The organism is Acutalibacter muris, assembly GCF_002201475.1.
GTDB classification, from domain to species: Bacteria; Bacillota; Clostridia; order Oscillospirales; family Acutalibacteraceae; genus Acutalibacter; species Acutalibacter muris.
In genome coordinates this window covers 1477575-1503803 of record NZ_CP021422.1, presented here as the reverse complement: position 1 = coordinate 1503803, position 26229 = coordinate 1477575, and the positions used below count along the sequence as shown (strand labels likewise).

Here is a 26229-nt window from a genome sequence, read left to right as displayed (position 1 = left end):
TGTGTACTTCCTTTCCAAATTTTCTCAATTATACAAATTAGAGCCTACTCCATGTCAAGGCTTATTTCCCAAAATATCCGTCAATTCCCTCCATCCTCGCCTCCTGCTTCACATGGAAGGGGCACCGGCTCTCACAGTGTCCGCACTTTACGCAGTCGCTGGCATGGAGGGGCAGCTTCTCATAGTGGCCCTTTGCCAGCTCGTCACCAGCCAGAGCCAGGTCGTAATATTTGTTGATAAGCCCCACATTCAAGCCCTTGGGACAGGGCTGGCAGTGGTTGCAGTAGACGCAGATACCCTCGGCACTCTTGGGCGTGAACTCACCGATGACGGAGTAATCCCGCTCTTCGGAGGTAGAATCAACATACTTCAGCGCCACCTGCAAATCCTCCACGCTGCGCACGCCGGGCAGCACTGTCAGCACGGCGGGCCGGTCAAGGGCGTACTGGAGGCACTGGGTATGGGTAAGCGTCCGCCCAAAGAGTGACGTTTTCTCGTCCAGCAGTTGGCCCCCGGCAAAAGGCTTCATGACGGTGATGCCCACGCCCTCTTTCTCGCAGTCCCGATAAAGCTCCAGCCGCTCGGCAACTTCGCCCTTTGCATACTCCCCTTTTTGGTAGTCGTAGGCCGGGTTGATGCTGAACATGAACAGGTCAACAAGGCCCGTGTCCAGCAGGCGGCGGGCGATCCCCGGCTCGTGGGAAGAAAAGCCCAGGTGGCGGATTTTGCCCTCTGCCTTCAGAGTTTTCATGTACTCCCACACCCCGCCGGGTGCCAGGGCCTTGTCCAAGTCCTCGTGGGTATCGATACAGTGCAGGTAGCCGAAGTCCGTGTAGTCGGTGCCGATGGTCTTAAAATTCCAGGCAATCTGCTCCTTGATTTTGTCCAAGTCCTGCGTCCAGCCGTACTTGCCATTGCCGTACACCGCGCCGAAATGCATTTGGGTCAGCACCTTGTCCCTGCGACCGGCAAAGGCGTTGGCGAATGCGTAGAACGGTGGCTGGTAGGACGGGGCCAAGTCAAAGAAGTTGATGCCGTTGTCGATGGCGGCGCTGACGATCTCCGCCGCCTTGTCGATGTCCTCGGGCAGACTGCCGCCGCCCAGACCGATGACGCTGATTCGCTCGTTTCCGTGGGGCAATTTTCTGTATTCCATTTGAAACCCTCCTGTTTATTGCAATTTCCGTCCGGCTTCCCGCAATTCTGCCAGCTTTTCGTCGGACTTGTTCTCTTTCCCGTAGGCAGTAAAAATGCCCATATCCTCCAAATGCAGATAGTTGAGAAAGGACTGTTGGTACTCATAGAACGCGCCGCAATACACATGATTGCTACCGGAGCTTAAAATCAATGCCGCTTTTTTGAGGTTTTTCGGCTTATCCAGGGCATAAATGCGGTGGATAGCGCACTGTAACTGCCCGGTAAAGCTGTGATAATAGACCGGCGAGGCCAGCACGAGCATTTCCGCTTCTTCCAGCAGGGGGTAGACCTCCTGCATATCGTCCTGCTGAACACATTTGCCTTCGCCTTTCGTGTGGCAGTATTCACAAGCCAGACACCCGGCGATTCTCTTTTTGCACACGTCAATGACGGTGACCTCGTGGCCTGCCTCCCGGGCACCATCGGCGTAGGCGGCAACCATAGCCGCGGTGTTGCCCTTGGGCCGCGGGCTACCGTTCAGTATCAAAATCTTCATGAATAATCCCTCCCTGGTATGAATAGTTAACGCAGTTCAAAAGAGACATTCTGCCTTTTTTAACCAGGCGACAAAGTCACCCAGCTTGAAAATCGGTACATACCGATTTTCAAGTGCATTTACTATAATAAAACCATTCTATCACCAGAGAGGGAATAAATCAAATACCTATGCGCTATACCAAGATATACTCAAAAGGCATATATCTGTTTTCCCTACTGTATGCTCTTTTTTACAAAATCCAACGACAACTGGATTGCCCTCTCCTCGTCCACGCCGGAAAAACCATGCCCCGCGCCCTCAATCTCCACCAGTTCCGCCGAGGGGAACACCTCCGCCGCCCGGCGGGAATAGTCGATGGACACCAGCTGGTCGGCAGTTCCGTGGATGAGCAGTACCGGGCCGGGGTAATCCTTTATCACCTCGTAGATGTCAAAGGACAGAGCGTCCTCGGCATAGATACGCCCCAGCAGCAGACCCATGATCTCCTCGGTCTCCGGCAGCTCCCGGCCCTCCATGCGCTTTCTCGCGTCGTCCTGCAAAACGTAGGCCGGGAAAATGGCCACCAGTCCCCGCACCCTATCCGGCTGGGTGCCAGCCAGATAGGACGCCACAAAGCCGCCCTGGCTTTGTCCAGCTAGGAAGATATTCCGGCTGTCGATCTCACCCATAGCCGCCAGGCCGTCCAGCACCACCGCCATGTCCGCCGCCTCGGTGAGCACGGACATCTCTGTGGCCTTGCCATCGCTCTGTATGTCATTGCCCCCGCCGATGAAATCAAAAATGTAGGCGGCAATGCCGTTTTGGGCAAAGACCTCCGCATAGGGCCGGTTGTGGGCACAATGCCCGCCGAAGCCGTGGGCCATGATCACGGCAGGAAACGGCCCTTCGCCCGCTGGCAAATACAGTTCACCGTAGATTTTCTTGCCGTCACGCTCAAAAGTCATAATTTCCATTTTGCGTTCTCCCTCCATTTGTGTTTTTTCTGGCTCGGATGATTCTATCACAGCGGGTATTTGTGTGGAAGAAACAGGCGCTGGGCTGGACTCCGGCCGTGATTCGGGTGGGGCTTTTGGCTCTGTGCAGCCGCCCAAGCTGAACAGGCAGAATACCGCCAGCGCTGCAAAAATCCGTCTCATTCCTCCATCCCCCGCAGCTTCACCAAAAACTTCTCCGCCGCCTTCGTAAACACCTGATACTTCTTCCACAGCACGAACATAGGTGACTCATTCTGCCTGGACAGCGGTCGGAAGCACAGCTTGCTGTCCCCGCTGGTGTTGACGATCTTGTCGAAGGACAGCGCATACCCCATGCCCTCCTCCACCATCAACGAGCCGTTATAGAGCAGGTTGAACGTGCCCACCACATTCAGCTTTTTCTGGTCGCGGCCCAGCCACTCTTTCGTATCCTGGTCGCACATGGCCTGGCGGGAGAGGATAAGCGGCTTGTTCCACAGCTCTTTGGGGTCGATGGCTTCCTTCTCTGCCAAGGGGTCGTCCCGGCGCATGAGCACGCCGTAATGCTCCGGGCAGGGTATCTGGATAGATTCATATTTCGACGTGTCGAAGTCGCCGAATACCACGCCGAAGTCAAGAAGCCCGCCATCCAGCTGCTCAATGACGGAGCACTTGTCCCCGCTGACCACATGGAGGTGCACCTCCGGCCATTCCTCCCGCAAAGCCTGCACCGCCCGCACCAGCACCCGCAGGCCGTCCGTCTCCCCGGCTCCTACGGTGATATTCCCGGAAACCGGCTCCTCTGCCAAAGCGATCTCATCCTCGGCCTTTTTCACCAGTTCCATGATCTCCTCGGCTCGCTTGCGTAAGATCATGCCCTCTTCCGTGAGGGTGATGCTCCTGCTTCCCCGGATGAAAAGCTGCTTGCCCAGTTCCGCCTCCATGTCCCGTATCTGGCGGGATAAAGTTGGCTGGGAGAGGTTCAGAGACTCCGCCGCCCGCAGGATATTCTGCTCCCGGGTGACGGCTAAAAAGTATTGCAAAACCCGCAATTCCATTGAATTTTCCTCCTTTATATTGATTCATAAGAGTTTTTCCTGAAGTTTTCGGAGAAAAGCGAACCGTTTCACGGTTCGGGGAAAAACTTGGAATGCACACCCCATGTGCATTATATCATAGCAGAAAATAATATAGCTGTCAAGCATACCATGGTATAACTTCAAAGTATTTGCTTTTTCAATTTCGATGGGTTATAATAGGCCCATCAAGCAAGGGGGGTGGCAAAATGGGAGCCTATCAGACGAAAGAAGCCCTTGAACAGAACCTGCGGGACGCAGGCTGTGAGGAAAGGTGCGTCCGAGAATTCATGCAGGACCTGGAGCAGGACAGGATGCAGGCCGGGCTGCGGCTTTTGAACCAGCACCGCCGGTCGCTGCTGGACGCTATGCACCGGGAGCAGAAGCGTATCGACTGCCTGGACTATCTGCTCTATCAGATCAGAAAAAACAATATTTGACTCAGAAAGGAAGAACCTGACATGAGAGAAATCATTGAAAACAAGACATTTGACGAGGAGCGCGCCCTTTACAATTCTGACGGCTTGCTGCTGAAAAGCTGCCGTTTCGACGGTCCCGCCGATGGGGAAAGCGCCCTGAAAGAGAGCCGCAATGTGGAGTTGGAGAACTGCTTCTTCAACCTGCGCTACCCCTTCTGGCACGATGACGGTGTGAAGATCACCGATGCCGAAATGACCGAGATGTGCCGCGCCGCCATCTGGTACTCCCGGAACATGGAAATTGCCCACTCGAAGCTCTATGGCATCAAGGCCCTGCGGGAGTGTGCCAATATCAAAATGCGGGGCTGTGATGTGGTATCCCCGGAGTTCGGATGGTCTGTCCACGGCATGGAAATGCTGGACACCACCGTGCAGGGCGAATATTTCATGATGCGCTCAGACAATCTGCGGTTTGACAATGTGACGCTGAAGGGCAAATATTCCTTCCAGTACATCGAAAATTCCGAGTTCGACAACTGCAATTTTGACACCAAAGACGCTTTCTGGCACGCGAAAAACGTCACTGTCCGCAACAGCACCGTCAAGGGCGAGTACCTGGCTTGGTACAGTGAAAATATCACATTTATCAACTGCAAAATTATCGGCACCCAACCCCTTTGCTACTGTAAGGGCCTGAAACTCATTGACTGCGAGATGATCGACACAGACCTGAGCTTTGAGAAGTCTGAGGTGGAGGCCACGCTGACCGCACCCATCGTCAGCATCAAGAACCCGCTGTCAGGACACATCTATGTGCCCTGTGTGGATAAGATCATTCGGGACGATAAGGACTCCCATGGGGAGATCATCGTACAGTGCCAATGCCATTGTGCCTGATATGGGTTACCTGTTTCGCGGTATTTTGATCGGCCTGTTATTCGGCGTACCAGCCGGGGCTGTGGGTGCCATGACCGCCCAACGGGCGTACAGCTCCGGGCTGCGGGCCGGGCTGCTTACCGGGCTGGGCTCTTCGGTGGCAGACTGCATATACGCCTGTGTTGGAGCATTCGGGCTTTCGCTTATTTCCGACTTTCTGCTGGCACATCAGACTATTATCAACCTGCTGGGCGGGGCGCTCATCCTTACGATGGGCCTGGGGCTGTTGTTGAAGAAGAACCGCGCTGACACGCCTGAAACCCCAAATGGACAGAGGATAAAGCTGTTCCTGTCCTCCTTCGCGGTGGGCATCACCAACCCGGCGGCGATACTGACGTTCCTGTTTACGTTCTCATGGTTCGGGCTGGGCGGTGGGATGGCTCCGCTAGATGGGTTCCTGTTGGTAACCGGGGTGTTTACCGGGACGTATATCTGGTGGACAGCGCTATCTGCCGGGGTTGTCGCAATAAAAAAGCGAATGAAAAGATACAGCCTGCGGACGATAGAAAAGTGCTTTGGTGTGGTGCTGCTGGGGTTCAGTTTGGTGGTATTTGCCCGCGGTTTTTTATCTTAATAAGGAAGGGGAACGGCATGAAAAGACACATTCAAAAGCTGGTCAGTTTTATTCTGATTTTATCCATAATATGTGGCTTAGGACAGACTGCCTTTGCCGCGGCTTTTACAGATGTCAGCTTGTCTGCTTGGTACGCCCAGGCGGTGGAGTATGTTTTTGAAAACGGCTTGATGTCCGGCACCGGCGGCGGTAAATTCTCCCCTGGTGTACCCATGACCCGCGCCATGCTGGTAACGGTTTTATATCGGATGGACGGCTCTCCTGCCCCGGCTAAACCCCACGGTTTCTCGGATGTACCGAGCGGCGCTTACTATGAGCGGGCCGTGGCTTGGGCGGCGGAGAACGGGATCGTCAGCGGCATAGGCGGCGGGCGGTTTGGCTCGGAAAGCCATATCACACGGCAGGACTTGACTGTGATGCTCTACCGCTACAGCAATTTCAAGGGTTATGATATCTCCGCCGCTGACAGTTTAGCTGACTTTTCAGACAGCAGCCGGGTGGCGGGATACGCACGGCAAGCCATACAGTGGGCTGTAGGCGCTGGCATTATGCACGGCGATTCCGGCAGGCTGATGCCTTCCGGGGACGCAACCCGGGCACAGGTCGCTGTCATGCTCATGCAGTTTGCACAGAACGTGGTGAATGCAGAGCCTGCACCGGCCCCAGAGCGGAATCAACTGCAAATCACTGTGAATGGTCAGAGTTTCCACGGCGAACTTTACGATAACGAAACCGCAAAAGCATTCGCCTCTATGCTGCCCATGACCCTCAGTATGCAAGAGTTAAACGGAAATGAGAAATATCACTATTTCGACTCCTCCTTCCCTGCCAATCCATCCCGGCCCTCGGGCATCCATACCGGCAACCTGATGCTTTACGGCAACAACTGCCTGGTGCTGTTCTATGAGGATTTTACTACTTCCTATAGCTACACGCCCATCGGGCGGCTGGATAACCCCACTGGGTTGGAAAGGGCTTTAGGCTCTGACGGCGCACAAATCACTTTTTCAAGCGAAAGGTAATAATTTTCATGAAGCAAAAGATAAAAAAGCTTTCCACCCTTGTGCTGGCCTGCCTGCTATTATCCGGCTGCACAGGGCCAGACAGAACGGGGAATGGCACCCCACAGGAAGCCAGTTCCATGATTTCCGCCAGTGCAGCCGCGCCGGAAGATACTGTAAAGCCCACATTGGAAGTCGCTGAATTGAAGAATGGCCTCTCCGCCATCCGCTTCGAGGGCGATTCCGGCTTTGATACGTTTTTGGAGCAGGGCGGCGCGGCCTCCGACCAGGAGGCGGCCCAATACCTGACCGGGTTGATCAAGGAGAACATCTCCATGGGCGACCTGCTGTTCGGGTGCAGCACGATTTCTGTTCAGAATACTGAGGGCGGCTACTTCTTCGGACGAAACTTTGACTGGGAGCCCTGCAATGCCATGATCGTCCAGTCCGCCCCGGAGAGCGGGTACAAATCCATCTCCACGGTCAACACAGATGTCATCACCATGAGCGGCGTGGACTTATCCCAACTTCCTGACAAGTATCAGGCGCTCATCTGCTTATATGCGCCCCTGGACGGCATGAACGAAAAGGGCCTTGCTGTGTCCGTCAACATGATCCAGGACAGCGCCACCATCGCCCAAAACACCGGCAAACCGGGCCTGACTACTACCACTGCCATCCGTTTGCTGCTGGACAAAGCTGCCACCGTGGACGAAGCCCTCGGCCTGCTGGAACAGTACGATATACACGCCTCCATGGGCTACATGATGCACCTGGCCATTGCCGACAACGCGGGCCGGAGCGTGGTGGTGGAATATATTGATAATGAGATGGTTGTCGTGGAAACGCCGGTTGTCACAAACTTTTACTTGGCAGAAGGGAAAAAGAACGGCATCGGTACAAGCCAGTCCCATGAGAGGTATGACATCTTGATGGATGCCCTTCGTAATCATGAAACTATGAATGATGAAGAAGTCCGGGACACGCTGGACAGCGTGAGCAAAGATAACTTTAACGAGTTCGAGGCCACCGAGTGGAGCGTGGTCTTTGATTTGGGGAATTTGACCGCCCGGTACTACCATCGGGAAAATTATGCAGAAAGCTATACCTTTCAGTTAGATTAGGAGGATTTATATATTGATCAGGCCGAAATTATTGATAGAGCTGGCAAGGCTCAAGAGCCATGAGCACATGAAACCAGCCCGAATAAAGCGATATCAGGAAAAAAAGCTGCGGAAAATTCTGGTCTATGCGTTCCGGCACTCCAGTTATTATCACCGGGCTTTCGTAAGGGCTGGCATCGACGAGAGCATTATCCGCACCGCTCCTCTGTCTGCGTTTCCTGTTATAGATAAGCAAACCCTCCTGCACAACTTCGACCAGCTTATCACCGTACCCGACCTGACCCAAGACGAGCTGCGCCGCTTTGACGCGGAAACCGCCGCCGACAGGAGAGCTTACAAAGGCAAGTACCATGTGGTTCACTCCTCCGGCAGCACCGGAAAGCCCGGCTATTTTGTGTATGGCGAGGCGGCATGGAGAACTATGCTGTTGGGCATCATCCGGGCAGCGCTGTGGGGGATGCCCATGAAAGAGATCATAAAACTGCTGGGAGCAGGGCCGCGCATCGCCTATATTGCCGCCACAGATGGGCGCTACGGCGGGGCTATGGCGGTTGGAAATGGCATCGATGGAGTAGGGGCCGCTCAGATACACCTGGACATCAAGCAGCCTTTGGAGCAGTGGGTGGCGGAGCTGAACAAGTTCAAGCCCGACATCATCATCGGCTACCCATCAGCAATCAAGATTTTATGCGAACTGGTGGAGCAGGGCCGGGTGAAACTGTCCGCCATGCGGGTGATCTCCTGCGGAGAGCCTCTGGGCGCGGGCCTGCGCCGATATCTGGAGAAAGTGCTGGGCGGGGCGGTCATCAATGTGTACGGCGCCAGCGAATCCCTGGCCCTGGGGGTGGACGATGGCAACTGGATGCTCCTGTTTGACGACCTGAACGTGGTGGAGGTAATAGACGGCGAAATGTATCTGACCAGCCTCTATAACTTTGCCCAGCCGCTTATTCGCTATAGGATTTCCGATTCTTTGACATTGGCTGAACGGGTGAAAGGCAGCCCCTTCACCCGCGCCGTTGGGCTATTGGGCCGCTGTGAGGATATGCTCTGGTTTGAAGATGGCTTCGGCCACCGGGATTTCCTCCATCCCCTCGCCATCGAGGGCTTCTGCGTGGAAGGCCCGCGGGATTATCAGTTCTTGCAGACCAGTAGGGACAGCTTTGTCATGATAGCGGAGAAAACCTCTCAGGGGACGGAAAGCGTGATTCAAACGGAACTAACCGCGCAGATGCGGGGGATTCTGGAAGAAAAGGGGCTGGAATATGTTCGGTTCCAGGTGACATTTGTGGAGGAAATTCTCCCTGACCCGCGCACCGGCAAGAAACAGCTTATCGTGAAAAAAGACGCAGAAAGGTGGCGGGTCGCAGGATGAAGGATACGATTCTCAGGGGCAAGAGCCTGACAAAAAATTTTGGCGGCACTTCGGTTTTGCAAGGAATCGACGTGGATATTTACGCCGGAGATTTCACCGTAATCATGGACAGTTCCGGCGCTGGAAAATCTACCCTGCTGTACTGCTTAAGCGGTATGGACAGCCTGACCGGCGGCGAAGTGTTCTTCAGGAATCAGCCCATTACCGGTCTGAGCGAGAAGAAGATGGCGGAGCTGCGGGCCAAGGAGTTCGGCTTCGTGTTCCAGCAGACCCACCTGGTAAGCAATCTGACCCTCTTTGAGAATGTGGCGGTTGCCGGGTACGCAGGAAAATCTGCTGATGTAAACACCCGCACCCATGCCCTGCTGGAGCAGATGCACGTTGGGGACGCGGAAAGCCGCCTGCCCAACCAGGTCTCCGGTGGCGAGGCCCAGCGGGCCGCCATAGCCCGGGCTATGATAAACAGCCCCAGCCTGCTCTTTGCCGACGAGCCCACCGGGGCGCTGAACAAGGCGAACGGCCAGGAGGTCATGAACCTGCTGACCGAATTGAACGCCCAGGGACAGAGCGTCCTCATGGTCACCCACGACCTGCGGGCGGCGCTGCGGGGAAACCGTCTGCTCTATTTGGAGGATGGGAAAATCTTGGACGAATTAGTGCTTCCCCGCTACCGCACAGAAGAAAAAGAACGCGAAAACCAAGTCAGCAGTTGGCTTTCGGAGTTGGGGTGGTAAGCATGGAGAAACAGATTCTGATATGCGCCGGGCTGAAACGCCACCGTGGCGCACTTTTGGGGATATTCCTGCTTATTACGCTGACTGCAACTGTTACCGGCACAGTGTTGACCCTATGGGCCAACGCTGCCCACCATGAAGAAACCGGGCTGACCCAGGCGGGCTTTGGTGAGTTGACTGCCTGGGTATCCGGCGAAGCCGATACAGAAAGCCTGACAGAAGAAATAACCAATCTTGACGAGATAGACAGAGCGGAAACCCAAATGTTAGTGTTCACCAATTACACCGCCCTGGGGCAGGAATCTGACAGCGAGGGACAGCTCCTCCTCTATGAGCCGGAGCGTGAGCGCTACCTCTTTTTCACCGATGATTTGTCCGGCTACCAGCACGCACCTGAGAATATCCCGCCTGGGGAAGTGTATGTTTCCCCCTCGCTGGTGTCCATGTTCGGCCTGGGTATCGGAGATGAGATCACCTTCCCCATCGCCCGCTCCGGACGGGACATGGTACTGAAGGTGGCGGGATTTTTTGAAGACCCGGTGATGGGCAGCAGCATGATTGGCATGAAGGGCTTTCTCGTAAGTGAGCCGGACTATCGCGCCGCGCTGGATATCATCGAAAGCTCTGGTATTGCCATCTATAAAGCCATAGGCTTTGCCGATTCTGTCCAGAGGCTGGCCTTTGCCCTACGTTTCGGGGTGACGGCGCTGATAGGCTCGCTGGCAGGGAAAATCAAGCGCACTCAGCTGACAAGCCTGATAAACGAATAATTTATTTGGAAAGGAAAATCAACATGAAAAAAGTCCTTGTCTTTATTTGCCTGACCCTCTGTGCTTTAATTGCGGCAGGGTGTTCACAAACAGGGGACACAAGCTCCGCTCCTACCTCGACTACGGCTACGGCCTCCTCCACAGCGGAGAGCCAGCCGGAGAGCGGCCCGGAATCTGCCCCGGAGACCGCAAGCGCCGCTACGCTCACCGTCCGTTTTGGCGACCAGGGTGCTCCCTTCACCCTGCACCTCTACGATAACGACACCGCCGCGGCTATTGCCCGACACGTGGGTACTGCCGACTGGAGGCTGCCTATCTATCACTACGATGACTTTGAAAACAGCGAGGTCATGCAGTATTACGATATCCCCAGCCGCTATGAGATTCCCTCAAATCCGGAGAAAATCGCCAGCGAAAAGGTCGGGGAGGTCTACTACTCCGAGCCGAACCGCATCGTGCTGTTTTACAGCGAAGCACAGGTAAGCGGGGAGTATACCCCGGTTGGGTACTTTGACGCTACGGAGGATTTTGTCCGGGCGGTGGAGGAAAACCCGGTGCTGGAGGGCTGGGGGAACAAGATCGTGCAGATCGCGCCCGGTTCGAACGAGCCGGAGGTATCGCAAACATCCGTGATTACAACAGAAGAACAGGAGGAAAGCAACATGATAAACTTGCAGATTGGGGAACGGAATCTGACGGCGGAGTTGGAGGGCAATTCTTCGGCGCAGGCTTTCTTGGAGCTGCTTCAGGAGGGGCCGGTGACTGTGCAGATGCACGACTATGGCAATTTTGAAAAGGTTGGCCCGCTGCCCACCAGCCTACCGGAGAATAACCAGCAGATCACTACCGAACCGGGGGATATTATTTTGTATCAGGGCAACTCCATCACTGTGTACTATGATGTGAATACCTGGAATTTTACCCGGCTGGGGAGGGTGCAGGGGGTTACTCAGCAGGAGCTCAAGGATATTCTGGGAGAGGGGGATGTGGCGATCACGTTTACCCTTTCCAATTCATAACAAGGTGGGATTCTTTTGCAAAAACTGTTTCACACTATTTTCGCTTTTTGCTAATTGGTTTGTTGCTTACAGGTTTCGGGCAGTCTGCTCAACCCACAGCTAATTATTTACAGCATGGCCCTGGGGCCGACTGCCCTTGTTGTGCGCATCGTGTCTTGCTTCTTGTGCGGGATAGCTGCCGGGTTGCTGGTACGGTTCTTCTACAAGGACAAGGGGTTCTTTAACTTTACCGGGTTCGCCGAGCCTATACTTCTTGATTGGTATCATCCTGTCCGCCATATTCTAGCGGTATGTTCCCCAGGAGGCCATGACAATCTCGATATTGATACTTCGTATTATCTCAATAATGATGAAGTGGGAATGTTGAATGTTTTTGAAGAATATATGGTGCGTGTACTTACAGATGCGATTGTCAGTGGTAATGTTCCCGAAACCTTGGAGGTGTTTTTTGATCAAGAGATAAATCAATTCATGCGAACACCGCAAGTTTAACAGGTTGTCCAATGAACGCAATACACTGAGTACAAAACGTAGACTTGTGCGCGGGGTGTATTTCGCTCTCAAACGTCGAGAGCTTATTACCCGCCGAAAATGGTCCGACATTCTGATGAATAGTTTCCCTTGTTTCGGCTCATAAGGGCAAAAACAAGGGAATATATATCAGATTTGCACATTTAACAGGAAAAGCGCCCTGAAAACACAGGGCTTTCGGAGGATAACTAAGATAAATTAGAATTTGTAGAATTGCAGCCAGTTAAAAACTGAATAACCGCCGCTACATAGGACGGCACACCAAGACAGAAAATCAAGAGAAGGTTTCCTGTGTTTTTTGCGCCCATTTTTGGCATTTTTAAAAATCGCCAGTATTATGCCGTGCAAAGGGGATAGAAAGAAATTCCCTCTCCTGTTTGGCAAATACGCAAGTTATTTGTGGAGGGCGGGCGAAAAGAAATTTTCAAAAATTCCCGCCTATTCCGGCTTGTCCGACACAGCCCTCACAGGGGTTACAAGCGCTTATCTCGATAACAGGCACTCGTTGTGTTACTCAATTGCCCCTTGAATAGGGAGAATCGTAAAAACCAGATTGCAGTAGAGGAATTATCCCGCTGCCGCAGGCGTAGAGCGCTACTCCGATAGTCGCGGCCATCAGCACGCCAAAGGCTTCGTTGCCGCCGAACAAGGTTGGTAAAATTGCAACACAGAATTTCATCTTTCCGGTTCTCAACAATAGGGTGTACTATATGATGTATAAATTCGTGTATTACAGCTTCTTCTCTTAATGAACCTGAACAAAAAATAAAATTATTATCTTTTAAGTGATAATCTGCGGAATATACGCACTTTATTGGATTAAGAACAACTTGTATATTCTGAATAGGCGACTTAAACTTTTCCTTGCAAAGTGCGAGGATATTCCTAATTCTCTCTAATTCTTTCTTGTACTTTAGGTTCTGTTCTACTATCCAATCGTTTTCCCATTTTAGATAACGACTAAAGCTATTACTTTGCAAAACGAGTTTTAAGGCTTTCGGAAATTGAATAATCCAATCCCAAAACAAATGATTTCTTTCTATATCTGATATGTTTTTTGCTGACATAATACTGTTTTTATACGCATTAAAATCAACGAATTGTTCATGAGGTAAATCAATATAGAAGGTCGCTGTTTCCAACATAGCTGCTCTTGGCCAATATGGGTAAACTTCACACGTATTTTGTTTCACGTCAAGAAAGAAGTCACATTCCCTGCAATCAGATATGATAAAACTGCGCAGTTTATCTATCAGTAAAGTATCTCGTTCAATAGAATAAAAATCATATTTACATTGTAGCAGAGAAAAATAAACAGCTGAAATAGCCGGAATATTTGTAATAGAGAGTTCTTTATACTCCATTTGATAATCCCCCTTTTGAATTTTGCTTCCCTTGTTTTTGCCCTTATAAGGTGAGAGAGCAAGGGTAAACTTGTGTGAAATTGTATAATGTGATAAGGTGGCCAAACTGCGATAAATCCTTTGTCTTCAAGGTCTTTGGAGGATTTTAATATCACCTTATAACGGGCGGTGACAGCCTAAGATTTTAACGGGTTCAAATTCCGATTTGTCGATGGCTTTATTATAGCACTTCATTCCCCAAAATAAAATAGCTTTCTTTGCACTTGATAAAACAAAATTAAATAGATATGTGAGTGAGATTCCATAGCAGTCGGCATTCGTGGGAATGTGTATAACTGGTTGTCTTATGGAATTGTGAATAGAGTTATCCATGATTCCATAGCCTGTTATGCACATTTCCACAATGCTTGTCTTTTGGTCTCCAGCTACTTCGGTCCCGTCAGGCGACACAGGACCTCCACCTTCGTGCCCCTGCGGGCGATGCTGCGCACTCTCAGGCCCGAGCCCTCTCCAAAGGCAAAGCGTATCCTTCGGTCCACATTGCGCATCCCATGATGTCGGCGGCGTCCTTGTAGATGCTTTTCAACTGCGATTGACTTTGCAAAATAATAGAAGCCGAGATTTCCCGGCTTCGGATGGTGGCGATCAGCTTGTCAAAGTTGGGTATCTGCCCGATGTTGGCAAACTCGTCCAGTATCAGACGCACATGGACGGGAAGCCTCCCGCCGTACACGTCGTCGGCCCGGTCGCACAGCAGATTGATAAGCTGGCTTTGCAGCATCGCCAGTATGAAATTGAATGTCGTGTCTGTGTCGCTCATAATCAGGAACAGCGCCGTTTTGCGGTCGCCCAGGGTGTCCAGCTCCATTTCGTCGGTTTCCATCAGCTCACGGACTTCCCGGATGTCAAAGGGCGCTAATCTCGCCCCGCAGGAAATAAGGATAGAACTCCGTGTTTTGCCAGCGGAAAGCAGAAATTTTTGATATTGCCGGACGGCGAAATGCTCCGGCTCCTTTTCCGCAAGCCGGGCGAACATTTCATCCACGGGGCTTTGAAATTCGGCGTCGTCCTCCCTCACTTCGCTGGCATTTATCATTTCAAGCAGGGTGGTGAAATTCTTTTCGTTCTCCGGGGCCTCGTACCAGATGTAGCCGATCAGGGCGGTGTAAAATAGCCGTTCGGACTTCACCCAAAAATCCTCTGCGGATTTATCGCCGTCGCCCTTGGTGTTGGCGATGATGGTATTTACCAGCTTCAAGATGTCCTTTTCGCTGTGCAGATAGGCAAACGGGTTATACCGCATGGACTTGGAAAAATTGATGGTATTCAGCACTTTTATCCTATATCCGCCCCGTTTTAGGAGCTGTCCCACCTCAATCAAGAGGCTGCCTTTTGGGTCAGTGATGCAATAGCTACTGTGCATTTGCATCAGGTTGGGCTTGACAAAAAATCTCGTCTTGCCGCTGCCGCTCCCGCCGATCACCAGCACATTCTTGTTCCGGGCGGTCTTGGGGTCTTTGGGCCTGCCGTTCATCGTCAGCCGTTCGGTCTGCGTGAGCAGGATGTTGTTTTCAAACACGGGGGCGATATACGGCGCTATGTCTTTTGGCCCGCCCCATCTGGCCGAACCATATTCCATCCCGTGGCGGTATTTCTTGGCATTCTTGCCTTTCAGGTACACCGCCAGCCGCACCAGCACAGCGCCCCCGATGCCGATGCACAGGTCAAAGGGGTGGAAGCTGGGCAGGCCGTTGGCGAACGCCGCCGCCAGGCTGTCCATGAAGTGGAGCATCTTTTGGGAGGCGTCCGCCCCCGCCGCCCGCCGCCACGCCTCACCCACCTTGCCGAACAGCCACACGAACAGCAGATAGGGCAGGTTGGTGATGATGATTTTCTTTACATCCGGCTTCACAGCTCCATCCCCCTTTCCCTGATCTTCTCCTTGGCCCGCTGGACACTCCGGCCAGCCGCTTCCCGCAGGACGGACAGCGCCTTGCGGATGGAGGGCTTGGCCTCCTGCGACAGCTTCTTGGCGGTGAACTCCTTGAAAGCCTGTTCCAGGCTGTTCGTGGATGATGTACTCGTTGCTGCTGAACTTGCCACCCTCGTCCGTGGTCTGGTGGCGCTCGATGTACCCGGCCCGCTCCAATTCGTTGACAGCGGAACGAATGGCGTCCTTGCTCTCCCGGTTGATGTAGCACAGGCCGGACAGGGTGTAGTCCCAATCTTCCGGGAGTGAGAGAATTTGCGACAGCAGGCCCTTGGCTTTCAGGGACAGGGACTTGTCCCGCAGGTGGTAGTTAGACATGACCGTGTAGCCCTTGTTCCTCTCCACGCGGAATACTGGCATGGCTTTCCGCTCCTTTCGGTATCTGGACATGAAAAAACGCCGCAGACTTTTTTCAAAATCTGCGGCGTCTGCCGGGGCGCAGAAACGGGCGATGCCTTGCCGACATCGCCCGCTTTCTGTGCTGTTGTTCACTTGTTTGCGCCGCCCCGTTTTCCGCTGCCCTTAAAAAACATTGATTTTACTTGGTTTTCTCATGTTTTCTTATGTCAACGCCCTTAAGCCGGAGGCTTTTTTTGCTAAAGCCACAATCAAAAGGCCCGGATAAGCGCGGGCCTTTCAGCCTGCCCTCCTATCCGAGCCTCACACTTCCTGTGAGCGTTTGCCCTTCGATATTCGTGTGTATTTGTTGATTGCGGCGTGGGTGCGGTAGCTCAGCCCTCGATTTTCTCCGGTGAGTAGAAGAGGCCCAGCATCTTGCCGTGGCTCACGATTGCGAAGGGGAAGGATATGCCGTGCATCTCCATCTCCTTTGTCTCGCCGCTTAGAGAGCCGTCCCTCACGCCGCGCACAGCGGCAAGCAGGTCGCAAAGGTAGTCCATGTGCAGGGGCTCCGGAGACTGGTTCCGGTGACCTGTGAGCAGTAACAGCTCTGGGAGCTCCTTCAGTTTAGCGATGGCCCGCTCGAGATTTTCCTGATATTTGCTAAGGGACAGGCTGTCCGGAAGCTGGAGCCAAATGGGGCCGGAGCCGAAGCTGTCGCCGGAGCAGGCAACACCTGCGGCACGGTCAAGGAGGAGGGCACTGCCGGGGGTGTGGCCCGGAACCATTATGGTCTCAAGGACTCGGCCGCCAAGGTCGAAGGTCTGTCCGTCCGCAAGGTCGGTGAAGATGTCCTTCGGGAAGCTCCGCCCGCTGTAGCCAGTGAGCACGGGGTAGTCGGCCATGGCCATGTAAATTTTGCACCCGGCGTCGGCAAACTCCTGTGTCGAGGCCCCGGCATGGTCAAAGTGGCCGTGGGTCAGGATAAGATCAAGTGGCAGATCGGTGAGCTCCCGGGCCTTGGCGTAGAGACCGGTGACCTCCTGGAGGGCGTCTATCATCACCGCACGCTGGGAGCCGATCACAAGGTATGCGTCCACAGCGGTGCCGGGGGCGTGCTCGGTGAAATTCCAGATGTTGTCTTGGAGCTGGGTTATGGTAAGTTCGTTCATTCTAGTCTCTCCTTATGGGTATTTTTCTAATTATATCATACTTAATTATAAATTGAAAGGGCCGCGTTTTTACGGCCCTTTCGTGTTTATAGGCTTAGCCCAGCTTTTCGTTCAGCTCGTCCAGAACTGGCTGGATGGTGGGCATTTTCTCGTTGACCCACGCCTGCCAGTTGGCCTCGATGTCCCCAGCCTTAACGATGAGGGCCGCGTACTCGTCGCCGTACTCCATGGAGGCCAGGTTCAGAGCCTGGGAGTCGTGCAGTTCCACGTTCCAATCGGGCTCCATGGGGAAGGTCTTGTCCGTGGAGTTCTCCTGATGGTCAATATGTATCTGCTTTACCTTATCCCTGATTTCCTGCTTATAGGAGGGGTTCTGGAACATGAAATCGTCAGAGAGCACCATCATGTTTACATATACGGGCATCAGCGCGTACTTATCCCAGAGGTTCTCGTCGGGACCCAGGTTGGAATAGAGCTCGCCCTTCTCGTCGAAGTCCCAGTCAACGCCCTTTATACCGCAGCGTATCTCAAGCTGGCCCTCGTCGGTACAGGAATAGTCCAGCATGGAGAGGATACGGTCAAGCTTCGCGTCGTCGATATGGGGTGAGAAGATGTTTGCGCCCCAGAAGTTTGTGAGGGGAGTGCCGTGGAAGTTGCCGTCCTCGTCGGCGATGGTGACGATTTCAGCTACATCTAAAAACTCCACACCCAGGTCGGCGCGCATATGCTGTTCAAACTCAGCCAAGGTGGACACCATGCCGCCCGCAATGGTAGCCGCGGAGGTGCCGGTGGTGTAGAAGGTGCCGTGGTCATCAGGCTCCTGGAAGGTATAGAACTCAGGGTGGAGGAGCCCATCGGTGTACGCCTTGTTGAGCACCTTCAGAGCTTCGAGGGTCTCAGGGTCTGCCGCGTTCCAGTGATACTGGCCGTCCTCGCCAAGATAGAAGGGCAGGCTGGAGCCGTGGTAGTTGTATGCGCCAACAAACTGTGCAAGGTTGCCGGAGGTTGTAACCAGTGGGTAGAAGTCGCCGCTGACATTACCCGGATTCTTCTCCTTCACCTTCGCAAGATAGTCCATGATCTCGCTTACCTTCATAACACGGCTTATCTCCACGTCAGCCGCCTCTGCCCAGTCCTTGCGAAGGAACAGGGACATATGTGTGGCAAGCTTCTCAGTGGGACGGTTGTTGGAGTAGATGGGGCGGAAAAGGTAGAAGTCGCCGCCGAAGTTCTCCTCGGCCATCTCGCTCATGGGGCAGTCGCTGTTGGCCTTGGCAAGGTTCGGGTACTTGTCCTTCCAGCCGTCGGGCAGCTGCTTGACAAGGCCCTGGCTGGCGTAGTTGGCGGCCTCGCCGTTGACGTAGTTCCATACGGCCATCTCCGGCATATCGTCGGAGTTAATCCAGATGCGCAGGCGCTCGGCCCAGTTGTCCCAGGTGAGGGGAATGATGTCCCACTCCACGTTGAAGCGGTCAGTCCAGGACTTGACCCAGTCGTCTCCGGCGGTGTAGTCATAGCCGTCTTCTATCTGCACGGAGGCTAGGGTGATGGTCATTTTTTCACTGAAATCCTTGCCCTCGAACCAGTCGCCGCCCTCGGTGGAGGTGCCGCTCTCCTCGAGAGCACTGCTGTCTTCGGCAGAGGAGCTCTCCGAGGAGGACTCCTCGGTTTTCGAGGAGGTTGAGGACTCGTTGTTTCCGCCGCATGCCGCCAGTGAAAGTACCAACGCCAAGCACAGCAGCAGAGCTGTCAGTTTCTTTAGCTTCATACTGATTTTCATCCTTTCTTTAATGTCTTGATTATATCTGCCAGGCCGGTCTCCCGGCCCTCCGGCCTTATGCCTTGATGGCTCCCACCATGACTCCCGCCGCAAAATGCTTTTGCAGGAATGGGTATATACACATTATGGGTACCATGGTTACCACCACCGCCGCCATCTTTATGCCGCTGGTGAAGGGCCTGTCCTCAATGGACACCAGAGCGCTGGCCTCGCCCATGGCCTGGGAGTCCACTATCATGGAGCGAAGCACATTCTGCAGGGGCTGTATATCCGCGCTTCTGATAAAGACCATGGCGTTGAACCACTCGTTCCACTTGTCCACCGAATAGAACAGCAGCACCGTGGTGATTATGGGCATGGAAAGAGGCAACACTACTGTGTGCCAATTTTCAGCACCTCCCCGCCCTACACCTCCAACAGGATAATCGCCGGGGTGCTCTGTGACATGAGCGCCCTCACCCGCTACGCGGCGGCTATTGAGGGTGAGGGCCAAGCCGCCACCGCTCTCTTGTACGGCGGTAGCATCATTTCATCCACAAGAGAGCTTGACGAAAACGAGCTGGATATGCTCCCGGAGATACCACAGGGGCATGGCTCGGTGAGCAGGCGCGGCGGGCGCTACCTTACCACTCGCGTATCCATGCCTGAGAGGCACTGGGAGTTTATACACTTCGTGCCGGAAAAGGAGATAATCTCAAAGCTTTTCCACTCCCTCACTCCCTGGCTCATCCCGATTTTTGCTATGGTACTGCTCATGTCCCTGTTGCTTATCTTCCTTCTGCAGTCAGTGAACAAGAGCATCGGGCAGATCACCATGGATCTGAACTGCCTCGCCTGGGAGCAGGGGCTCACTGAACATATACATGAGCCGCCCTTGGTGGAGCTGCAGCTCATTGCCCGCTCCGCAAACCGTATGCTTGACCGCATCGACCAATCCTTCCGGCAGGAGCAGGAGACCCAGGCCAAGCTCTATCAAGCCATTAACGCCCAGAGCCAGGCCGAGTTCATGGGCTACCGCAACCAGATAAACCCACACTTCCTGTTCAACACGCTGGAGTGTATGCGCTCCATGGCCCACAGCCGTGGAGAAAGGGAGCTGGAAACCCTGGTCTCGGCCATGGCCCTCACCTTCCGCTACTCCCTCTACTCGGACAGCATGACAAGGCTCGCCCAGGAGCTAAACCATGTGCAAAGCTACTTCCAGGTGGTGAACATCCGCTTTCCGGGGCGGTACTCCCTTAAAATATCCGCCGCCCCGGAGACCCTGGAGCACGCCACTCTCTCAATGGTGCTACAGCCCATTGTGGAGAATGCAATAAGCCACGCCTTTTCCAGTCGGGAGTCCGGCTGCCGGGTAGCCATACAAGCCCGCCGCCAAGAGAACGGCTTCCTGCTTTTGAGGGTGGCGGACAACGGCCAGGGCATGAGCCCTGAGGAGCTCCGTCAGCTGGACAGGCAGATGCGGCACAGCGAGCCTCAGGGCGGGCGCTCCAGCATCGGGCTTCACAATATCTACCAGCGGATGAAGCTGACCTTCGGCAGTCATTTCCACATCCGCTTTCACTCAAGGGAGGGCTTCTATACGGTGGTGGAGCTGGTAATACCCCCATCGCCCCAGGTACCGCCCTTTCAAACCTGAAGCCCGCACACAAAGAAGGGTCGGTCATATTGAGAAAGGAGGAGCTATGTACCGTGTAATTTTGGTAGACGACGAGCCTTGGGCCCTTACGGGCCTTGAGGAGATACTTGATTGGGAGAAATACGGCTTCACAATATGCGCCCGCTGTACAAGCGCTACTCAGGCTTTGGAGGAGATAGCGCGGCAGAAGCCGGATGTAGTCTGCACAGACATCCGTATGCCGCGCCTTAGCGGGATAGAGCTCATATCCCAGGTGAGAAGTCAGCCGGAGCAGGACGTGGAGTTTATAATCATCAGCGCCTACAGCGACTTTGAGGTGGCGCGGAAGGCCATAAATTACGGCGCGGCCGGGTACATCCTGAAGCCCCTGGAGCAGAGCGAGGTGTCCGCAACCGTCCTCCGACTGAAGGAGCGCCTGGACAGAAAGCGCACAAACGGTCCCGTCGCTCTGGATCTTGGGGACTCAAAGTCCGTGCTTACTGCCGCCGCCGGACTGCCCTCCAGCCCCGGGGGTGAGCGACAGTGCTTTATCATTGTCACGGAAAAAGCCCGTCCCCACTCCTGGGAACCGCCCCGGGAGTGGGCGCCGATTCCCATTGAGCTTGCGGGAGTAGACCGCTCAATCTGGTTCTGCATAACCGAACCCCAGGCGCTGAAGGGGCTTACAGGCAGGGTCGGCTGGAGCCTGCCACGTCAAAGCGCCCAGGAGCTCCCCGATATGCTCCACGAGGCGCTGGCGGCCTTTAACGGAGGGTTTACCTATTCGCCCCATCCCATTACCGCCGGAGTTCAGGCGTATCTCGGGGAAAACTTCGCCCAGAACATCTCTCTCGGCCGCCTGGCGACCCATTTCTTCCTGTCGGAAACCTATCTGTGCGAGCTCTTCAAAAAGCACACCGGCTGTACGGTGCTGAATTTCCTGATCCAAATACGCCTCTCCAATGCCTGTTTGCTTCTGGAGGAGAGCCATATGAGCATAAAGGAGATCGCCGCGGCGGTGGGGTTCAACGACTACAGCTATTTCGGAAGGATATTCCGGCGAAAGATCGGGCGGACACCAGATCAGTTCAGGTCTGGCGGGCAGGGGTAAGGAGGGGTGGCTTATAAGGCCAACTTTTTTACATTGAAATAGGCTCCGGAGGGATTTGGCCCGCCTTTGGGGAACCGTGTGCCGCTCATGGTTCTTCCTCCTTTTGGTTACATGACTTCCCTCAACATCTGGAAAATCTCCTCCCTGGGCAGCACCCTGGGCATACTCTCGTTCACGCCGCAATTCTCCGCGACCTTGCGCAGAATATCCTCGTCCACCTTCAGCCCAAGCTCCGTAAAGCTGCTGTCCAATCCCAGCTCCTTTACAAAATCCGCCACAGCCTCAACAGCCTCGTCCGCCAGCTGCTGAGTGGTCTTCCCGGCAGGGTCTAAGTCGAACACCCTCTGCCCGAACCGGGCGAACTTCTCGGGCATATCCTTCACGATGTGCCGGTAGTAGCTGGGGTGGATAACGGCAAGGGCCATGCCGTGGTTGCTCCCTGTGTAGGCGCAGAGCTGGGCCTCGATGGGGTGGCACTGGAAGCCGCCCTCTTTGCCACAGTTGAAGAGGAAAGTCTGAGGGAGGGACGAATCCCACATAAGGTTGCCGAGGATGTCAATATTTGTGGGGTCCTTGCGCCAGGCCCGGGCATTCTCAATAATATCGTGCATGACGGCCTCGTTCATGGCATCGGACACGCACTCTCCGGGGCCGAAGTAGGTCTCCATGCAGTGGCTGAGATTGTCGAAAATTCCGGAGGCCAGCTGCTTTTGCGGTACTGTCAGCAGATAGGTGGGGTCACAGATGGCGAAGCTTGCGGGGCTGCCCGGCAAGGTGGCCTTTGTATTCAACGCCTTATTGCTGATGCCGCCCAGTCCGTTCATTTCTGAACCTGTACCGGAGAGGGTTACAATCGCGCCCCAGGGGGTGCCGCTCATGGGGTAGTAATGGTCTTCAAAAATCAGCTTCCAGTAGTCGCCGGAGGCCTTTGCCGCCGTGGAAATGACCTTTACGCAGTCCATAACAGAGCCGCCGCCCACAGCCAAAATGAAGTCCACCTTCTCCCGTCTGACGGTCTCGACGCCCTTCAGCACCATATCATAAGTGGGATTCGAGGTGATGCCGCCAAAGTCAATGACGGTCTTGCCAGCCTGCTCCAGAATGCCGGTGAGCTGGTCATAGAGCCCGCTCCGCTTCACGGAGCCGCCGCCATAAGCCAGCATGATATTTTTGCCGTAAGCCCGCAGTTCCATACCTAAATGCCGCTCTACGCCGCCCTCGCCGAACAGTACCTTTACCGGTGCGTGATAGAAAAAGTTTTTCATAAAAATAACCTCCTGTTTTTGTGTTGACTACATTATAACAGAAGGTCATTAAAATGTGAAATATCTATTTTGAATGAGTTATCATTCAGAAACCGCATGAGTGATGTGCTCAAGGAACGCCTCCAGCGCTGGACTCTGCACGGGCTTTTTCTTCCAGATAAACGAGGCCGAGGCAGTCTTTTTCCTGCTGAATGGCAGGAAAACTCTCCCCTCCTGACGTTCCCCCGGCACACCCAGACAGACTATCAGCGCGCCCGAGGCCCGGGCCAGGGGGAAGGCGTTGAAGATGAGGTTGTAGGTGGCCCCCACCCGGCTCTCAGCCCCCGCTCCCAGCCACTGCAACAGTTCCTGCTTGAACACAGTGTTTTCCGGTAGAATCAGCCTCTCCTGCCGGAGTAGCTTGCTCGAGACCTCCGGCTCCTTCGCAAGAGGATGGCCCTCTGGCACCAGCACGCCCCAGGTCTCCGTCAGGCCCAACTCCAGTATCTCAAAGGTGGACGGATTCACATTGCGCATGACAAGCCCCGCGTCCAGCAGCCCCTTCTCGATATCCTCGCATATGCGGTCGGCGTTCTCGGAGATCAGATGGAAATGCACGCCCGGGTATAGCTTCTGAAAAGCGGCAATCTCCTGGGCCAGGAACTGCACCGAGCCGGTCTCGCCCATGCCCAGGTACAGCTCGCCGGAGAGCTCCGCGGCGCCGGTGTCTTCCCGCACGGCCTTCTGGTAGAGGGCGAGAATTTCCCGGGCGGTCTCACGAAAGAGGAGGCCGTCCTTTGTGAGGCTGACGTTCTTTTTTGTGCGGATGAAAAGTGTCTTGCCAAGCTCACGCTCCAGGTCCATCAGCTGACGGGAGACCGTGGGCTGGGAGACGTGGAGGAGCTCGGCGGCGTGGGTGATGCTGCCTTCTTCGGCGGTCATCAGGAAGTATTCGAGAACGCGTAAATCCACTATGTTTCTCCTTTTCGAAAAGATGGTATACCGCAGGAGTAGCTACCTGCAGTATAATCAGGTAAGCACTGCGGATTTGTTTCTAAAATATTACAGCGAGACTGTTCAGGAGTGACTCAAACCGCAGTGCCTTGAGTCCACCGGTCACTATGGGCAAAATCTGAAACTGTTCCTTGAATCCAACGGTTTCACGTTTATGGAGTTCAACCCGCTCCTGATTTTCCGATTCGTTCACAGCAAATCACTCAGGAACACAACGAATGATTCCATCTCCGCACAGAACATCGCCCGCTATGTGATGGCGGTAGAGTACAAACCCTATCCGCCATCATTTTACCACATGGACAAGCTTAAGTCACTAACAAGATCAGCCTGGTCCGCCAGCGCAGCCGCTTCACCATGAGTATTATTCCTGAAAAACGACCTAGAAAAAAGCAGTAGAAAGTGGTAAAATAGAGAGTATGGAATACATAGATTTACGAAAACTGAAAAGTGGAGAACTCAAGCAGATACGCCGGCAGGTCGTACGCCTCAAAAAGATGGGGAAAACCGGGAAAGAAATAGAGGAATTAACCGGAGTACGGCAGTGTCGCGCCAGCGAAATATGGACGGCGTATCAGCGGGAGGGCGAAAGTTCCTTAGAACCGAAGAAACGGGGGTTCCGGAAAGGAACCCACATGTTGCTGACATCGGAGGAACAGGAGGAAATACGGGAAACGATTGTTACCCGCCGCCCAGAGGAATTCGGTATTCCCGGGAGTTTGTGGACGCTGAAGAAGGTGTGCGCATACGTCTGGAAAAAGTATCGGAAGAAGATGTCGGACGGCAGTGTGTCGGACTATATGCGGCGCTGGGGCTTGACTTGCCAGCGTCCGGTCAAGCGCGCCCGGAAGCAGGATCCTTCGCGTGTCTAAAAGTGGCGCGAGGAGGAATATCCGGCCATCGCCCAGCGGGCCAGGGAAGAAAACGCTGTGATTTACTGGGGAGACGAGACCGGGATCGACAACGGCTCGAATTGTGAGCGTGGGTTTGCGCCCAAAGGGCAGCCTCCGGTCCTGCCGGTGGAGACGAAAAGAGAGCGGCTGAATATGCTTTCCGCCTTGAGCAGGCAGGGGGACATTCGCTTTATGCTGTATGAGGCTTCCATGAACCAGCAGCGGCTGATCCAATTTATGGACCGGCTGGTTCGAACCTCCAAACGAAAAGTTTTCCTGATTTTGGACAACTTAAAGGTGCACCATGGGAAGAAAGCTGCAGTCTGGCTGGACAAGCATCGGGACAAAATAGAGCTGTTCTTTTTGCCGCCCTATGCCCCAGAGAGCAATCCGGACGAATATCTCAATCACGCGCTGAAGCTCTCCGTCCATTCCGGCGACTTACCTCGAACCCAATGCGATATCCGCCATAAAACCGCTTCCTTCATGCGAGCCTTACAACATTCTCCCGATAAGGTCTCCGCTTTCTTTCAACATAATCAGATTTCCTATATTCTTGTTCGGGGGTAATAACTTTATTCAACTCAAGGCCTTGGCAAAAAACACGGTCGGCTCCTCCTGCGATTACCTGATCGATCTGATGCTGATCCTGCTGGAGCTGTATGACCAGTTCAACTCCAAGGTGGATCATCTGGACAATCAAATCAAAGAGTGTATTCGGGGTATCGATCCGCCCTGCCTTTCCCTGCCCGGCATCGGCGAACTGTCCGCCGCTATCCTCCTCTCGGAGTCTGGGGATTTCAGCAAGCTCCAGAACCCCTCAAAAATGCTCTCCTTTGCCGGTTTGGAGCCTGGACACTTCCAGTCAGGACAATCTGAGTCTACAGGCCATAGGGTTAAACACGGCTCTTATCCGTTAAACCTTCTTTTTTCTCTGCTTTCCATTAGTCCTCTTACGAGGGCTTGCTTTGCTGTGCTTTTTCTTCTCTTCAAAATTTCCTGCATTTTCCTATTGACTTTTTATAGTTGGTCACTCCGACAAGAAATTGGCACCCGGTTTCTATCCAGGAAATGCTGCGGAATACCCTCATAACCCCCGCCTCCAAACCCACTCCATCAGACTGTCCTTCCCAAGGCGCAGGTCCTCTATATCCTGCTCCACAAACACGTCCGGCAGCACTGTGTTCTCCCGTTCATAGAGTTTCCCCTCGTCATCATAGACAGGCTCCATGAGCCCCTCTACCTCGTGCCAAGTGCCAGATACCTGGACGGTTATCTGTGAGTTTGGCAGAACTATATCGGTATTCATTCCTCTGGGGCAGAAAAACTTTGTAAATTGGCCCGTGGGCGCGCCCACGACTGTGGCCCCTAACTCTGCCTTGAACACAGACATACAGAAAATCGCCGCCGAGGCCGTTATCCGGCCGGTGAGGACATAGGCCTCGCTATAGCCGCACCCGGCCCAGTCTAAGAGGGAGGGGCAAAGTAGAATAGAT

Annotated in this window: 25 protein-coding genes and 4 pseudogenes; 16 read left to right on the top strand and 13 right to left on the bottom strand. The window is 54.0% G+C overall.

Annotation, left to right across the window (positions count from 1 at the left end; genetic code table 11):
• Nucleotides 1-61: 61 nt before the first annotated feature.
• The 4 genes from ADH66_RS07685 to ADH66_RS07670 all read right to left on the bottom strand — a co-directional run bounded on the left by ADH66_RS07685 (nt 62) and on the right by ADH66_RS07670 (nt 3707).
• Nucleotides 62-1156: an aldo/keto reductase gene (locus ADH66_RS07685; RefSeq protein ID WP_066533817.1), complete on the bottom strand. Its 1095-nt coding sequence runs from the start codon at nt 1154-1156 to the stop codon at nt 62-64.
• Nucleotides 1157-1171: 15 nt separating this feature from the next.
• Complete coding sequence (locus ADH66_RS07680; RefSeq protein ID WP_066533818.1) at nt 1172-1693, bottom strand: flavodoxin family protein; 522 nt, start codon at nt 1691-1693, stop codon at nt 1172-1174.
• A 215-nt stretch (nt 1694-1908) separates the two neighbouring features.
• Complete coding sequence (locus ADH66_RS07675) at nt 1909-2649, bottom strand: alpha/beta hydrolase family protein (RefSeq protein ID WP_201448071.1); 741 nt, start codon at nt 2647-2649, stop codon at nt 1909-1911.
• A 179-nt stretch (nt 2650-2828) separates the two neighbouring features.
• Nucleotides 2829-3707: a LysR family transcriptional regulator gene (locus ADH66_RS07670; RefSeq protein ID WP_066533820.1), complete on the bottom strand. Its 879-nt coding sequence runs from the start codon at nt 3705-3707 to the stop codon at nt 2829-2831.
• Between the two features lie 227 nt (nt 3708-3934).
• Here ADH66_RS07670 and ADH66_RS07665 point away from each other — a divergent pair, with 227 nt between their 5' ends.
• The 10 genes from ADH66_RS07665 (at nt 3935) to ADH66_RS21695 (ending at nt 12169) form a co-directional block, all read left to right on the top strand.
• Nucleotides 3935-4165: a hypothetical protein gene (locus tag ADH66_RS07665; RefSeq protein WP_066533821.1), complete on the top strand. Its 231-nt coding sequence runs from the start codon at nt 3935-3937 to the stop codon at nt 4163-4165.
• 21 nt (nt 4166-4186) lie between these two features.
• Nucleotides 4187-5041 (top strand): DUF3737 family protein, encoded by an 855-nt coding sequence (locus tag ADH66_RS07660; protein ID WP_066533822.1) that lies wholly within the window; start codon nt 4187-4189, stop codon nt 5039-5041.
• Between the two features lies 1 nt (nt 5042).
• On the top strand, nt 5043-5654 hold the full coding sequence (locus ADH66_RS07655) for a LysE family translocator (RefSeq protein WP_066533823.1): 612 nt from the start codon (nt 5043-5045) through the stop codon (nt 5652-5654).
• A 17-nt stretch (nt 5655-5671) separates the two neighbouring features.
• The gene (locus tag ADH66_RS07650; protein ID WP_066533825.1) at nt 5672-6676 is read left to right on the top strand and encodes a cyclophilin-like fold protein; all 1005 of its coding nucleotides are present in this window, start codon (nt 5672-5674) and stop codon (nt 6674-6676) included.
• 8 nt (nt 6677-6684) lie between these two features.
• Nucleotides 6685-7779 (top strand): carcinine hydrolase/isopenicillin-N N-acyltransferase family protein, encoded by a 1095-nt coding sequence (locus tag ADH66_RS07645; protein ID WP_084384166.1) that lies wholly within the window; start codon nt 6685-6687, stop codon nt 7777-7779.
• A gap of 13 nt (nt 7780-7792) precedes the next feature.
• Nucleotides 7793-9154, top strand: coding sequence for a phenylacetate--CoA ligase family protein (locus tag ADH66_RS07640; protein WP_088364395.1), 1362 nt, complete (start codon nt 7793-7795; stop codon nt 9152-9154).
• Nucleotides 9151-9888 (top strand): ABC transporter ATP-binding protein, encoded by a 738-nt coding sequence (locus tag ADH66_RS07635; protein WP_066533828.1) that lies wholly within the window; start codon nt 9151-9153, stop codon nt 9886-9888. The genes ADH66_RS07640 and ADH66_RS07635 overlap by 4 nt, the downstream gene beginning before the upstream one ends.
• A gap of 2 nt (nt 9889-9890) precedes the next feature.
• Complete coding sequence (locus ADH66_RS07630) at nt 9891-10658, top strand: hypothetical protein (RefSeq protein WP_066533832.1); 768 nt, start codon at nt 9891-9893, stop codon at nt 10656-10658.
• A 23-nt stretch (nt 10659-10681) separates the two neighbouring features.
• Nucleotides 10682-11677, top strand: a complete 996-nt coding sequence (locus ADH66_RS20960) for a cyclophilin-like fold protein (RefSeq protein WP_236757216.1) — start codon at nt 10682-10684, stop codon at nt 11675-11677.
• Nucleotides 11678-11791: 114 nt separating this feature from the next.
• A complete protein-coding gene (locus tag ADH66_RS21695; protein WP_066533833.1) occupies nt 11792-12169 on the top strand; it encodes a hypothetical protein in 378 nt (125 codons plus the stop codon).
• A gap of 512 nt (nt 12170-12681) precedes the next feature.
• On the opposite strand, the gene ADH66_RS21690 is transcribed toward ADH66_RS21695, so the two are convergent.
• From ADH66_RS21690 to ADH66_RS07590, 6 genes and pseudogenes are all read right to left on the bottom strand, one after another.
• Nucleotides 12682-13572 (bottom strand): hypothetical protein, encoded by an 891-nt coding sequence (locus ADH66_RS21690; protein WP_066533834.1) that lies wholly within the window; start codon nt 13570-13572, stop codon nt 12682-12684.
• Nucleotides 13573-14122: 550 nt separating this feature from the next.
• A pseudogene (locus ADH66_RS07610) lies at nt 14123-15484 on the bottom strand (VirD4-like conjugal transfer protein, CD1115 family); the annotation flags it as partial.
• 228 nt (nt 15485-15712) lie between these two features.
• Nucleotides 15713-15880 (bottom strand): annotated as a pseudogene (locus ADH66_RS21475) (helix-turn-helix domain-containing protein); the annotation flags it as partial.
• A gap of 413 nt (nt 15881-16293) precedes the next feature.
• Complete coding sequence (locus ADH66_RS07600) at nt 16294-17073, bottom strand: MBL fold metallo-hydrolase (protein WP_066533836.1); 780 nt, start codon at nt 17071-17073, stop codon at nt 16294-16296.
• 94 nt (nt 17074-17167) lie between these two features.
• Nucleotides 17168-18841: a type 2 periplasmic-binding domain-containing protein gene (locus ADH66_RS07595; RefSeq protein WP_066533838.1), complete on the bottom strand. Its 1674-nt coding sequence runs from the start codon at nt 18839-18841 to the stop codon at nt 17168-17170.
• 67 nt (nt 18842-18908) lie between these two features.
• Nucleotides 18909-19211, bottom strand: a complete 303-nt coding sequence (locus tag ADH66_RS07590; RefSeq protein ID WP_157130561.1) for an ABC transporter permease family protein — start codon at nt 19209-19211, stop codon at nt 18909-18911.
• A gap of 21 nt (nt 19212-19232) precedes the next feature.
• Here ADH66_RS07590 and ADH66_RS07585 point away from each other — a divergent pair, with 21 nt between their 5' ends.
• Both ADH66_RS07585 and ADH66_RS07580 read left to right on the top strand, forming a co-directional pair.
• Nucleotides 19233-20492, top strand: coding sequence for a sensor histidine kinase (locus ADH66_RS07585; protein WP_066533842.1), 1260 nt, complete (start codon nt 19233-19235; stop codon nt 20490-20492).
• Nucleotides 20493-20538: 46 nt separating this feature from the next.
• Nucleotides 20539-21582 (top strand): response regulator, encoded by a 1044-nt coding sequence (locus ADH66_RS07580; protein WP_066533846.1) that lies wholly within the window; start codon nt 20539-20541, stop codon nt 21580-21582.
• 107 nt (nt 21583-21689) lie between these two features.
• On the opposite strand, the gene ADH66_RS07575 is transcribed toward ADH66_RS07580, so the two are convergent.
• Together ADH66_RS07575 and ADH66_RS07570 are read right to left on the bottom strand one after the other, a co-directional pair.
• Nucleotides 21690-22847 (bottom strand): iron-containing alcohol dehydrogenase, encoded by a 1158-nt coding sequence (locus ADH66_RS07575; protein ID WP_066533849.1) that lies wholly within the window; start codon nt 22845-22847, stop codon nt 21690-21692.
• Between the two features lie 81 nt (nt 22848-22928).
• Nucleotides 22929-23798: a LysR family transcriptional regulator gene (locus ADH66_RS07570; RefSeq protein ID WP_066533851.1), complete on the bottom strand. Its 870-nt coding sequence runs from the start codon at nt 23796-23798 to the stop codon at nt 22929-22931.
• Between the two features lie 142 nt (nt 23799-23940).
• On the opposite strand from ADH66_RS07570, the pseudogene ADH66_RS21685 reads away from it, so the two are divergent.
• The 4 genes and pseudogenes from ADH66_RS21685 to ADH66_RS07550 form a co-directional block, all read left to right on the top strand.
• A pseudogene (locus tag ADH66_RS21685) lies at nt 23941-24201 on the top strand (IS110 family transposase); the annotation flags it as partial.
• A gap of 58 nt (nt 24202-24259) precedes the next feature.
• The gene (locus ADH66_RS07560; RefSeq protein WP_084384168.1) at nt 24260-24712 is read left to right on the top strand and encodes a winged helix-turn-helix domain-containing protein; all 453 of its coding nucleotides are present in this window, start codon (nt 24260-24262) and stop codon (nt 24710-24712) included.
• Between the two features lie 15 nt (nt 24713-24727).
• A pseudogene (locus ADH66_RS07555) lies at nt 24728-25303 on the top strand (IS630 family transposase); the annotation flags it as partial.
• A 22-nt stretch (nt 25304-25325) separates the two neighbouring features.
• On the top strand, nt 25326-25826 hold the full coding sequence (locus ADH66_RS07550) for a transposase (RefSeq protein ID WP_157130562.1): 501 nt from the start codon (nt 25326-25328) through the stop codon (nt 25824-25826).
• Here ADH66_RS07550 and ADH66_RS07545 read toward each other — a convergent pair.
• Entirely contained in the window at nt 25821-26126 is a 306-nt protein-coding gene (locus tag ADH66_RS07545; protein ID WP_066533856.1) for a S41 family peptidase, read from the bottom strand. The genes ADH66_RS07550 and ADH66_RS07545 overlap by 6 nt on opposite strands.
• Between the last annotated feature and the right edge of the window lie 103 nt (nt 26127-26229).

What these genes read in the sequence shown, in the direction of transcription:
- ADH66_RS07685 (WP_066533817.1), bottom strand. Translation starts at nt 1,156, where the DNA reads ATGGAATACAGAAAATTGCCCCACGGAAACGAGCGAATCAGCGTCATC.
- ADH66_RS07680 (WP_066533818.1), bottom strand. Translation starts at nt 1,693, where the DNA reads ATGAAGATTTTGATACTGAACGGTAGCCCGCGGCCCAAGGGCAACACC.
- ADH66_RS07675 (WP_201448071.1), bottom strand. Translation starts at nt 2,649, where the DNA reads ATGGAAATTATGACTTTTGAGCGTGACGGCAAGAAAATCTACGGTGAA.
- ADH66_RS07670 (WP_066533820.1), bottom strand. Translation starts at nt 3,707, where the DNA reads ATGGAATTGCGGGTTTTGCAATACTTTTTAGCCGTCACCCGGGAGCAG.
- ADH66_RS07665 (WP_066533821.1), top strand. Translation starts at nt 3,935, where the DNA reads ATGGGAGCCTATCAGACGAAAGAAGCCCTTGAACAGAACCTGCGGGAC.
- ADH66_RS07660 (WP_066533822.1), top strand. Translation starts at nt 4,187, where the DNA reads ATGAGAGAAATCATTGAAAACAAGACATTTGACGAGGAGCGCGCCCTT.
- ADH66_RS07655 (WP_066533823.1), top strand. Translation starts at nt 5,043, where the DNA reads ATGGGTTACCTGTTTCGCGGTATTTTGATCGGCCTGTTATTCGGCGTA.
- ADH66_RS07650 (WP_066533825.1), top strand. Translation starts at nt 5,672, where the DNA reads ATGAAAAGACACATTCAAAAGCTGGTCAGTTTTATTCTGATTTTATCC.
- ADH66_RS07645 (WP_084384166.1), top strand. Translation starts at nt 6,685, where the DNA reads ATGAAGCAAAAGATAAAAAAGCTTTCCACCCTTGTGCTGGCCTGCCTG.
- ADH66_RS07635 (WP_066533828.1), top strand. Translation starts at nt 9,151, where the DNA reads ATGAAGGATACGATTCTCAGGGGCAAGAGCCTGACAAAAAATTTTGGC.
- ADH66_RS07630 (WP_066533832.1), top strand. Translation starts at nt 9,891, where the DNA reads ATGGAGAAACAGATTCTGATATGCGCCGGGCTGAAACGCCACCGTGGC.
- ADH66_RS20960 (WP_236757216.1), top strand. Translation starts at nt 10,682, where the DNA reads ATGAAAAAAGTCCTTGTCTTTATTTGCCTGACCCTCTGTGCTTTAATT.
- ADH66_RS21695 (WP_066533833.1), top strand. Translation starts at nt 11,792, where the DNA reads ATGGCCCTGGGGCCGACTGCCCTTGTTGTGCGCATCGTGTCTTGCTTC.
- ADH66_RS21690 (WP_066533834.1), bottom strand. Translation starts at nt 13,572, where the DNA reads ATGGAGTATAAAGAACTCTCTATTACAAATATTCCGGCTATTTCAGCT.
- ADH66_RS07600 (WP_066533836.1), bottom strand. Translation starts at nt 17,073, where the DNA reads ATGAACGAACTTACCATAACCCAGCTCCAAGACAACATCTGGAATTTC.
- ADH66_RS07595 (WP_066533838.1), bottom strand. Translation starts at nt 18,841, where the DNA reads ATGAAGCTAAAGAAACTGACAGCTCTGCTGCTGTGCTTGGCGTTGGTA.
- ADH66_RS07590 (WP_157130561.1), bottom strand. Translation starts at nt 19,211, where the DNA reads ATGCCCATAATCACCACGGTGCTGCTGTTCTATTCGGTGGACAAGTGG.
- ADH66_RS07580 (WP_066533846.1), top strand. Translation starts at nt 20,539, where the DNA reads ATGTACCGTGTAATTTTGGTAGACGACGAGCCTTGGGCCCTTACGGGC.
- ADH66_RS07575 (WP_066533849.1), bottom strand. Translation starts at nt 22,847, where the DNA reads ATGAAAAACTTTTTCTATCACGCACCGGTAAAGGTACTGTTCGGCGAG.
- ADH66_RS07560 (WP_084384168.1), top strand. Translation starts at nt 24,260, where the DNA reads ATGGAATACATAGATTTACGAAAACTGAAAAGTGGAGAACTCAAGCAG.
- ADH66_RS07545 (WP_066533856.1), bottom strand. Translation starts at nt 26,126, where the DNA reads ATGTCTGTGTTCAAGGCAGAGTTAGGGGCCACAGTCGTGGGCGCGCCC.